The 10,097-nt window shown below is 43.3% G+C and carries 9 protein-coding genes; 2 read left to right on the top strand and 7 right to left on the bottom strand.

Going from position 1 to position 10,097, the window contains the following annotated elements; translation table 11 throughout:
- Positions 1 to 58: 58 nt before the first annotated feature.
- From SORDD15_RS09285 to patA, 7 genes are all read right to left on the bottom strand, one after another.
- On the bottom strand, positions 59 to 493 hold the full coding sequence (locus tag SORDD15_RS09285; RefSeq protein ID WP_061416621.1) for a cytidine deaminase family protein: 435 nt from the start codon (positions 491 to 493) through the stop codon (positions 59 to 61).
- A 13-nt stretch (positions 494 to 506) separates the two neighbouring features.
- A complete protein-coding gene (gltX, locus tag SORDD15_RS09280; RefSeq protein ID WP_061416619.1) occupies positions 507 to 1,967 on the bottom strand; it encodes a glutamate--tRNA ligase in 1,461 nt (486 codons plus the stop codon).
- Between the two features lie 128 nt (positions 1,968 to 2,095).
- Positions 2,096 to 3,445, bottom strand: a complete 1,350-nt coding sequence (locus SORDD15_RS09275; protein ID WP_007519938.1) for a glucose-6-phosphate isomerase — start codon at positions 3,443 to 3,445, stop codon at positions 2,096 to 2,098.
- The gene (locus SORDD15_RS09270; RefSeq protein WP_061416617.1) at positions 3,432 to 3,611 is read right to left on the bottom strand and encodes a hypothetical protein; all 180 of its coding nucleotides are present in this window, start codon (positions 3,609 to 3,611) and stop codon (positions 3,432 to 3,434) included. Before SORDD15_RS09270 ends, SORDD15_RS09275 begins: the two co-directional genes overlap by 14 nt.
- Before the next feature lie 3 nt (positions 3,612 to 3,614).
- Positions 3,615 to 4,304 (bottom strand): gamma-glutamyl-gamma-aminobutyrate hydrolase family protein, encoded by a 690-nt coding sequence (locus tag SORDD15_RS09265; RefSeq protein ID WP_061416615.1) that lies wholly within the window; start codon positions 4,302 to 4,304, stop codon positions 3,615 to 3,617.
- 135 nt (positions 4,305 to 4,439) lie between these two features.
- Positions 4,440 to 6,206: an ABC transporter ATP-binding protein gene (locus SORDD15_RS09260; RefSeq protein ID WP_061416613.1), complete on the bottom strand. Its 1,767-nt coding sequence runs from the start codon at positions 6,204 to 6,206 to the stop codon at positions 4,440 to 4,442.
- A gap of 1 nt (position 6,207) precedes the next feature.
- Positions 6,208 to 7,914: a multidrug efflux ABC transporter subunit PatA gene (gene patA, locus SORDD15_RS09255; protein ID WP_061416611.1), complete on the bottom strand. Its 1,707-nt coding sequence runs from the start codon at positions 7,912 to 7,914 to the stop codon at positions 6,208 to 6,210.
- A gap of 206 nt (positions 7,915 to 8,120) precedes the next feature.
- Here patA and SORDD15_RS09250 point away from each other — a divergent pair, with 206 nt between their 5' ends.
- On the top strand, positions 8,121 to 9,137 hold the full coding sequence (locus tag SORDD15_RS09250) for an NAD(P)H-dependent glycerol-3-phosphate dehydrogenase (RefSeq protein ID WP_061416609.1): 1,017 nt from the start codon (positions 8,121 to 8,123) through the stop codon (positions 9,135 to 9,137).
- Between the two features lie 22 nt (positions 9,138 to 9,159).
- Positions 9,160 to 10,059 (top strand): UTP--glucose-1-phosphate uridylyltransferase GalU, encoded by a 900-nt coding sequence (gene galU, locus SORDD15_RS09245; RefSeq protein ID WP_061416607.1) that lies wholly within the window; start codon positions 9,160 to 9,162, stop codon positions 10,057 to 10,059.
- Positions 10,060 to 10,097: the final 38 nt, after the last annotated feature.

The raw sequence follows: 10,097 nt of genomic DNA, 5'->3' as shown, positions 1-10,097 counted from the left end.
ACCTCTTTACCGAAATTCTGAAAAGATTAGGGAAAAGAGCCAGTTAAACTGACTCCTTCTATTTATCTTGCCAATTAGTCGCACGTTCCTCTCCCCACCAGTAAGGGATCAATTCGGCAACCTTAATTGTTTTTCTTATTTCGTAATTCATCATGAACTCTGCTTCTTTATTTTCAGCATTCAATTCTAAGAGAAATTCTCTGCAAGCGCCACAGGGCATGCCTGATCCTTCGCCGTAGGGAGGTTTATCTCGAAAGGCGAGGATTTTCTTAACTTTAGTTTGTCCTGAAAATTGATACATATTGAAGAGAGCTGCTCGTTCTGCACAGAGATGAAAAACGCCACAAGTTCCCTCCATACAAAATCCTGTAAATATCTGACCATCTTCTGCTTCTACCGCAGCAACAACATGATTAGCATAAACAAAGTCAGAAACTTCATGGGGATTGAATAGGGTTCGTGCTTCTTCATACATCTTTTCCCAGATGTCCATTGTTGATTCCTTCTTATTTAGAGATTTCTTTTAACATATTTTCAATATGTTGGATTGATTTTTCACGACCTAACAAGAAGATAGTATCTGGCAATTCTGGTCCATGCATTTCACCTGAAACAGCAATACGAATGGGCATGAAAAGATTTTTCCCTTTAATACCTGTTTCTTTTTGAACAGCTTTGATTTGTGGGAAGATATTTTCTGTTACAAATTCATCATCTGTCATCGCTTCAAGTTTTGCTTTGAAAGCTTCAAGAACTGTTGGGACTGTTTCCCCCGCCATGACTTCACACTCTGCTTCTGTCAATTCTGGGAAATCTGAGAAGAAGAGATCTGTCAATGGGATGATTTCATCTACCGACTTCATTTGTGGTTTATAGAGCTCAACTAATTTTTCAGCCTTGTCAGTCAATCGTCCTGCTTCCTCTAGGAATGGTTTTGCCATTTCAAAGATGGTTTCAAGGTCTGCATTCTTGATATAATCATTGCTCATCCAGTCTAGTTTCTTCTGATCAAATGCAGCTGGAGACTTGCTGAGGCGGTTTTCATCGAAAAGTTTAATGAGTTCTTCACGAGAGAAGATTTCGTCTTCCCCACCTGGGTTCCAACCAAGAAGAGCAATAAAGTTAAAGACTGCTTCTGGTAAATAACCTTTTTTACGGTAGTCTTCGATAAACTGAAGGGTGTTGGTGTCGCGTTTAGACAATTTTTTACCCGTTTCAGAGTTGATGATCAAGGTCATGTGACCGAATTCTGGGGCTTCCCAACCAAGAGCCTCATAAACCATAAGCTGTTTGGGTGTGTTGGCAATGTGATCATCTCCACGGATAACATGAGAAATCTGCATGTCGTGGTCATCGATTACAACGGCAAAATTGTAAGTTGGGTAGCCATCTTTCTTTTGGATAACCCAGTCACCACCGATGTTGCCACCTTCAAATTCGATATCACCTTTGACCATATCATGCCATTTGTAGATCCCAGACTCATTGACAGCCAAACGAACCGTTGGGATGATACCAGCTGCTTCACGTTCTGCGATGTAAGTTGCTTTTTCTTCTTCGCTCATGCCAAGATATTCATTGATGTAGCGTGGTGTTTCGCCAGCTGCTTCTTGGCGTTCGCGCTCAGCCGCCAACTCTTCTTCTGTAACGTATGATTTGTAGGCTTTTCCTTCAGCTAGCAGTTGGTCAATGTATTTTTGATAGAGTTCCAAACGCTCAGATTGGCGGTAATTTTCATGCGTCTCTGGACTTTCATCCCAGTCCATGCCCAACCAACGAAGGTTTTCAAGCTGTGAACGTTCACCATCCTCAACATGGCGTTTACGGTCGGTATCTTCGATACGAATGATAAAAGTTCCACCATGATGGCGTGCGTAAAGGTAGTTAAACAATGCTGTACGGGCATTTCCGATGTGTAGTAGTCCTGTTGGACTTGGTGCGTAGCGTACGCGGATATCTTTTGACATAGTTTCTCCTATAAAGTCTCTAGGCGTCTGCCTTTTTGCTTTCTATATTATATCACAAGTCTCGCCTGAGTCCAATGTCTACGAATAAAGAGAGTAAAAAAGAGTGGACAAGCCACTCTTTTCTTCTATTATAGACGTGCGTTAAGCTCTTTGCTCAATTCTTCAAATCCTGGTTTTCCAAGAAGGGCAAACATGTTACGTTTGTAGGCTTCAACACCTGGTTGGTCAAATGGGTTAATGGCATTCAAGTAACCTGAAAGGGCAATTGCCAATTCGAAGAAGTAGATAGTGTAACCAAGAGTGAAAGCGTCTTGCTCTGGAAGAGTTACGTACATGTTTGGCACATCACCGTCAGTGTGGGCAAGAAGAACACCGTCAGTTGCTTTTTTGTTTACAAAGTCAACGTCTTTTCCTTGAAGGTAACCAAGTCCGTCAAGGTCTTCTTCCAAAGTAGGGATAATCACGTTCTTACGTGGTTTGTCAACACGGACAACTGTTTCAAACATGATACGAGTTCCTTCTTGGATAAATTGACCCAATGAGTGCAAGTCAGTTGAGAAGTTTGCTGAAGTTGGGTAAATACCTTTTTGGTCTTTCCCTTCTGACTCACCAGCCAATTGTTTCCACCATTCTGAGAAGTATTGAAGTGATGGCTCGTAGTTCACCAAGATTTCAGTAGCGTAGCCTTTGCGGTAAAGGATGTTACGAACGGCCGCGTATTGGTAAGCTTCGTTTTCAGAAAGTTTGTCTGAAGTGTAGTCTTTACGAGCTGCGTTCGCACCTTCCATAAGAGCTTTGATGTCTGCACCTGATGCTGCGATTGGAAGCAAACCAACTGCTGTCAATACTGAGAAGCGTCCACCGATGTCATCTGGAACCACAAATGTTTCCCAACCGTTGGCATCTGCTTCAACCTTAACAGCACCTTTTTGGCGGTCAGTTGTAGCATAGATACGTTTGTTAGCTTCTTCTTGACCGTATTTCTTAACCAAGAGTTCTTTGAAGACACGGAAAGCAATCGCTGGTTCTGTTGTTGTACCTGATTTAGAAATCACATTTACTGAGAAGTCTTTGTCAGCTACGTACTCTACCAAGTCAGCAAGGTAAGTAGATGAGATTGAGTTTCCAGCGTAAAGGATTTGTGGAGCTTTGCGTTCTTCTTTTGTTTGCAAGTTAGCAAAGTGGTGGTTCAAGAAGTCAATAGCTGCTTTGGCACCAAGGTAAGATCCACCGATACCGATAACAACCAAAACGTCGCTGTCTGACTTGATTTGCTCAGCAGCTTTCAAGATGCGGTCGAATTCTTCACGGTCATAATTTTCAGGAAGGTCCAACCAACCCAAAAAGTCGCTACCAGCACCAGTTCCTTTACGGATCAATTCGTCTGCTGCTGTTACTTGTGACTGCATGTATTCCACTTCATGTGGGGCAACAAATTTGTCCAAAACTTTTGAATAATCAAATTTAATATGTGACATGATAATCCTCCAAAATTTCTTCTTTTCTATCATAACGCTTACCTTCGATTTTTTCAAGCTTTTTTATTGAATTTGCCCAATTTTTATCAGAATTCAAACGTTTGCATAAAATCCCACATTCCAAAAATTTTGAAATAATAAAAGAAAAAACGACTAGATGTTCCAGCCGTTAGAGTTCATTCAATAAGTACTCAAATAGTTCTAAATTGCCGTCTTCTTCATTGACCAGAAACTCTGGATGCCACTGCAAACCGATAATGCGGTGCTCATCGATAGACTCAATCGCTTCAATGGTCTGGTCTCTTGGATCAATAGCAGTCACACGGAAATTAGGTGCCAGATCTTTGATGCTTTGACGATGGACTGAATTGACTTGACTTTCTTTGCCAAACAACTTAGCCATCACGCTTCCTTCTACTGTCTCAATAGAATGAGATGTTCCAAAAGGCAAGCCTTGCCAGTGACCTTCAATTTCTTGGTGGAGAGTGCCGCCAAAAGCAACATTGACCAGCTGAACCCCACGACAGATTGCCATAATTGGTTTATTCTGACGGAGCGCTTCTTTCAAGAGGGCTAGTTCAAACTCATCGCGTACAAGGTTGTAATCATCGCTCTCAATAGTCTTTTTCTCTCCATAAAACTGAGGATGGACATTTTGCCCACCTGTCAAGATGAGTTTGTCAATCATTTCCACATAATCGCGTACAATGGACTCATCCCCTACAGGAATCACTAAAGGGAGACCACCGACTTGACGAATGCTCTCTGCAAATTTACAGGATACAGATGAGTGAATGTTTTTCCCTTCTGCATCTACAGGACATAGGTTTGCAGCAACTCCTACAACCGTTCTAGCCATGATGTGTCTCCTTTCGATTTTCTTGCGACAGTCTTATCTTATCACTCCAACCCTTTCCTGTCTAATATGTTTTTTTAAAGACCGTGATAAGTATTTTTTATGGACAAGAAAAAGCTGCCCACGAGGACAACTTTTTTATTCGAAGACAAATTGATTGTGATACAGTTCTGAGTAGAAACCGCCAAGTTTGAGCAACTCGTGATGATTTCCACGTTCAATAACCTCTCCATCTTTGAGGACAATAATCTGATCGGCATTGAGGATGGTCTTGAGACGATGGGCAATAACAAAACTAGTTCGACCTGCTACTACTGCCTCCATGGCATGTTGAATCTTGCTTTCTGTTACGGTATCGACATTGGAAGTCGCTTCATCTAAGATTAGGACTTGAGGATCAGTCATCAGGGTTCGCGCAATGGAAATCAATTGTTTCTGCCCAGTCGAGAAGATATTTTGCTCATCATCAATAAGGGTATCATACTTGTCAGGCAAGCTTTCGATGTAGTCATGAATATGAGTTGCCTTGGCAGCTGCTTCAACCATTTCCTGACTGGCATCTGGCACACCGAAGCGGATATTGTCCCGAATCGTTCCACTAAACAAGACCGAATCCTGCAAGACAATCCCGACCTTGCTCCGCAAGCTATCCAAGTCGTAGTCACGAATGTCTTTTCCATCAAAAGAAATGCTACCTGCATCTACATCGTAGAAGCGATTGATGAGGTTCATGATGGTCGTTTTCCCTGAACCAGTTGGACCGACAACTGCTATCATCTGCCCCTTAGGAGCTGAAATGCTAACATCTTTTAAAATCGGCTTGTCTGGCACATAAGAGAAATCAATGTGACTGATTTCAACGCCTTCTCGTAATTCCGTAAAGGCTGGTGCATTTTGCGGGCGAATCTCTTCTTCTGCATCGAACATTTCTTGGATACGATCCGCTCCAGTAAAGGCCAACTGAAGGCTCCCCCAACTCGCAGCCACCTGGATAATCGGCTGGTAGTACTGCTGAGAAAATTGGGTAAACATAACAATCAAACCTAGGGCTGTCGTTGTTTCGATACTTGGATCGTTCAGCAGGACCGCAGAACCAGCAAAAATGACGATGGCCGTATTGACCAAGCTCATCCCATTCATAACTGGAAAGAGGATACCGGAGAACATTCTTCCTTTAAAAGTTGCCTTGCGCACGCGCTCATTTTGCTCCACAAAGCCTGCTACGATGTCGTCTTGAATTCCTTGTACGATAACAGCTTTCTGTCCAGAAATACTCTCGTCCATGTAGGCGTTGAGTTTCCCAACCTCTTTTTGCTGGAGATTAGTGTACTTGCGGGCCATTTTCACGATGAAGACCAACATGAGAAAGGCCACCGGGGTGCTGGCTACTGTTATCAGGGCTAACGTCACATTTCTTGAAAACATGACAAAAATCAAACCGATGTAAAGAGCAATATTGCTCATAACTTGAACTAGACTTTCATTGAAGGCTTGAAGGATGTTATCCAAGTCACTAGTGAAGCGAGAAAGGATGTCACCATCCTGATGGCGGTCAAAGAAAGAAACCGTTAAACGTGAAAGTTTGCCAAAGAGGCCTTTACGCATCTCATTTGTCGACTCAGCAATCACACGGGTCATCAAGGTCATGTAAATCAAACTTGATACCACTAAGGCGAGGACAACCAGAGCTAGATTCAGCATCAGAGCTGACAAACTTTGCAAGGCTAGTTCGGAAGTTCCGTTTTGATAAGCCAGAACCAGATTAGCGAGCTCCGTCACTGCTTGACCTGAAAAAACAGGAAAGAGAGCTTGGGCAATCGTCGCAACTGCAACCATCAGAATCACAATGACAAAGGAGAACTTGTAAACTTTAAAATAATTCCAAAAGAACTGAACTGTCTTCATCTTACTCCTCCTTTCCTTTCTGTGTTTCATAGATTTCACGGTAAACGGCATTGTTAGCAACCAAGTCTGCGTGGCTTCCTTGACCAATCAAGCGTCCTTGATCCAAAACCAAAATCTTGTCTGCATGGACGACTGAACTGATCTTTTGAGCGATGATAATGGTTGTCGTCCCTTTCAGGTCTTTATTCAAAGCTTCCTGAACCAAACGCTCTGACTTGGCATCCAAGGCTGAGGTCGAATCATCAAAAATCAGAATACGTGGATTGCTGACAATCCCACGAGCAATCGACATCCTTTGCTTTTGCCCACCAGAGAAGTTGGTCCCCCGTTCCTCAACTGGACTTTCAAAGGTTTTCTCCATACGATGAATGAATTCACTGGCCTGGGCAATATTAGCTGCGCGCTCCATTTCAAATAGAGTGGCATCTTCCTTACCCTGTCTTAGGTTATCTGCAATGGTCCCGCTAAAGAGAATGGCCCGTTGGAGAACGATGGAAACTGTTTTACGCAGGGTTCCTTCACTCACCTCTCGAATATCCTTGCCTCCGATTTTGATAGAGCCCTCCTGTGGGTCAAAGAGACGTGGAATCAATTGAGCCAAGGTTGACTTTCCTGCACCAGTCGCTCCAACTACTCCAACCATTTGACCAGGTTCGATAGTAAAGGTCACGTCTTTCAGCATCGGTTCCTTGTCCATTGGATAGGTAAAGGTTACATTTTCAAAGCTAAGGCTTCCAACCAAATCTTCATCTGGGACATCCTTGAAGGTCATAGCTGGCTTTGCATCAAGAATTTCTCGAATACGACGCATGGAAATCATGGCACGGCTGACAGAATTTCCCAAAAAACCAACCATGACAATGGTAAAGATAATCTGGCTTAGATAATTGACAAAGGAAGCAATCGAGCCCACAACAGATGGATCTGACTGAGCCATTCCGGCCACCAACCAGATAGAGAGGAAGACCGCCCCGTAACCGACCAACATCATAAAGGGTTCTATAACTGAGAAAGCATAACCGATATAAAGATTTTGACCAAGAAGTTCATCAGAAACCTCGGTAAATTTGTCAAATTGTGCTTTTTCTTGTACAAAGGATTTGACCACGCGCACACCACGTAGATTTTCCTTGGCGATAGCATTGATTCGTTCAAGAAGGGTTTGAAACTTAGCAAATCGTGGCCCCATCATCCCCATCATGATGGCTGTGAGTGCAAAGATTAGGAGCACCATGAGGACAATCACCCACCAAAGTGACGGGAGAGTGTGAACCGCCAAGATAAAGGAACCGATAAAGAGAAGAGGGAGACGGAAAAGGATTTGAAAAGCCATCATCACCACGTTCTGAATTTGGTTAATATCATTGGTCATACGGACGACAAGGTTGCCGGCATTAAACTGCTCGATATTAGCATAAGAAAAAGTCTGGATCTTGCGAAAAGCGTCTTCCCGAAGGTCCGAAGACACTCCTTGAGCAATATGGGCTGCAAGTATAACATTGAACCCGCCAGCAACCAGACCAATCAAGGCCACACCAAGCAACCAAGCCCCAATACTATAAATAGCTTCATATCTCCCAGCAAGTAGGGCATCTAACACTTCCTGCAGATAACGTGGTTGCAGAAGTGAACTCGCAACCATCAAGCCTGTCATCATTAAGGATGCCAAGGTCTGCCATTTGTAGGTTTTTATTTTTTTGATGAGCATATTTCCTCCTAATAAAATAGATAAAGGGAGCGACATCCTACGTCAGCTCCTTCTCATTCGTTCATATTGATGCTATTCTAGCAAAAAAGAGACATCTTGTCAAAGAAGTCTCCTTATTATAAATTAGTGCGCTTTCATCTACAGGTGATGCATGAAAAGGCTTTTTATGGTAAAATGAAAGGAAGAACTCTTACAAGGAGGAAAAGATGAAGAAACAAACCATCGCTGTCTTGGGTCCTGGTTCTTGGGGAACTGCCCTTTCGCAGGTCCTAAACGACAATGGACACGAGGTTCGAATTTGGGGAAATATTTCTGACCAAATTGATGAAATCAATATCCAACATACAAACAAACGCTATTTCAAAGATATCCTACTCGACGAAAAAATCAAAGCCTATCATGATTTAGAAGAAACACTAAAGGATGTGGATGCTGTTTTATTTGTAGTCCCAACAAAAGTAACGAGACTGGTTGCCCAACAAGTAGCAAAGGTACTCGATCACAAGGTTGTCATCATGCATGCCTCCAAAGGATTGGAACCAGATAGCCACAAACGTCTGTCAACTATTCTTGAAGAGGAAATCCCAGCTGACCTTCGTAGTGAAGTCGTTGTTGTTTCAGGACCTAGTCACGCTGAGGAAACGATTGTACGGGATATTACCTTGATTACCGCAGCCTCCAAAGATCTTGAAACTGCCCAGTACGTCCAAAATCTCTTTAGCAATCACTACTTCCGTCTCTATACCAATACGGATGTTATTGGAGTTGAAACCGCTGGTGCTCTCAAAAACATCATCGCAGTTGGCGCTGGAGCTCTACATGGTCTAGGCTTTGGCGACAATGCCAAGGCGGCTATCATTGCCCGTGGCTTGGCTGAAATCACCCGTCTAGGTGTCGCTCTGGGAGCTAACCCTCTGACTTATAGCGGTCTTTCTGGAGTTGGTGACTTGATCGTAACGGGGACATCTGTCCACTCTCGTAACTGGAGAGCTGGTGATGCTCTCGGTCGTGGAGAATCCCTCGCAGACATCGAAGCTAATATGGGCATGGTCATCGAAGGCATTTCAACAACGCGAGCAGCTTACGAGCTAGCTCAAGAATTAGGTGTCTACATGCCAATCACACAGGCTATTTACCGAGTTATCTATGAAGGTGTCAATATCAAGGAAGCAATCACTGACATCATGAGCAATGAATTTAAAGCAGAAAACGAATGGTCGTAGACCCTTATAGAAAGGAATATTTATGAAACAAAAAGTCAGAAAAGCAGTCATCCCTGCCGCTGGATTGGGAACTCGTTTCCTCCCAGCAACTAAGGCCTTGGCCAAGGAAATGTTGCCAATCGTAGACAAGCCAACTATCCAGTTTATCGTTGAAGAAGCCCTCAAGTCTGGCATCGAAGACATCTTGGTTGTTACAGGTAAGTCAAAACGTTCTATCGAGGATCATTTTGATTCAAACTTCGAATTGGAATACAACCTTAAAGAAAAAGGAAAAACAGATCTTTTGAAGCTGGTTGATGAGACAACTGGCATGCGCCTGCATTTTATCCGTCAAACACATCCACGTGGTCTCGGAGATGCTGTTTTGCAGGCCAAAGCTTTCGTCGGAAATGAACCTTTTGTCGTTATGCTTGGTGATGATTTGATGGATATCACGGACGAAAAGGCTGTTCCACTTACCAAACAACTCATGGATGACTACGAGCGTACACACGCGTCCACTATCGCTGTTATGCCAGTCCCTCATGACGAAGTATCTGCCTATGGGGTTATTGCTCCGCAAGGCGAAGGAAAAGGCGGTCTTTACAGCGTTGAAACCTTCGTTGAAAAACCTGCGCCAGAGGATGCTCCTAGCGACCTTGCTATCATTGGGCGCTACCTCCTTACACCTGAGATTTTCCAAATTCTGGAAAACCAAGCTCCAGGTGCTGGAAATGAAATCCAGTTGACGGATGCGATTGACACCCTCAATAAAACACAACGTGTATTTGCTCGTGAGTTCAAAGGAGCTCGTTACGATGTCGGAGATAAGTTTGGCTTTATGAAAACCTCCATCGACTACGCTCTCAAACACCCACAAGTCAAAGACGACTTGAAAGACTACCTCATCCAACTCGGAAAAGAGTTAGCTGAGGGGAAATAGAAGAACCGTTCATATAAAAGAAGAACTAGGATAGTTAA

Source organism: Streptococcus oralis (assembly GCF_001578935.1).
Taxonomy (GTDB): domain Bacteria; phylum Bacillota; class Bacilli; order Lactobacillales; family Streptococcaceae; genus Streptococcus; species Streptococcus oralis_R.
Note: the sequence above shows the minus strand (reverse complement) of the source record. Positions and strands in the feature narration are given on the sequence as shown.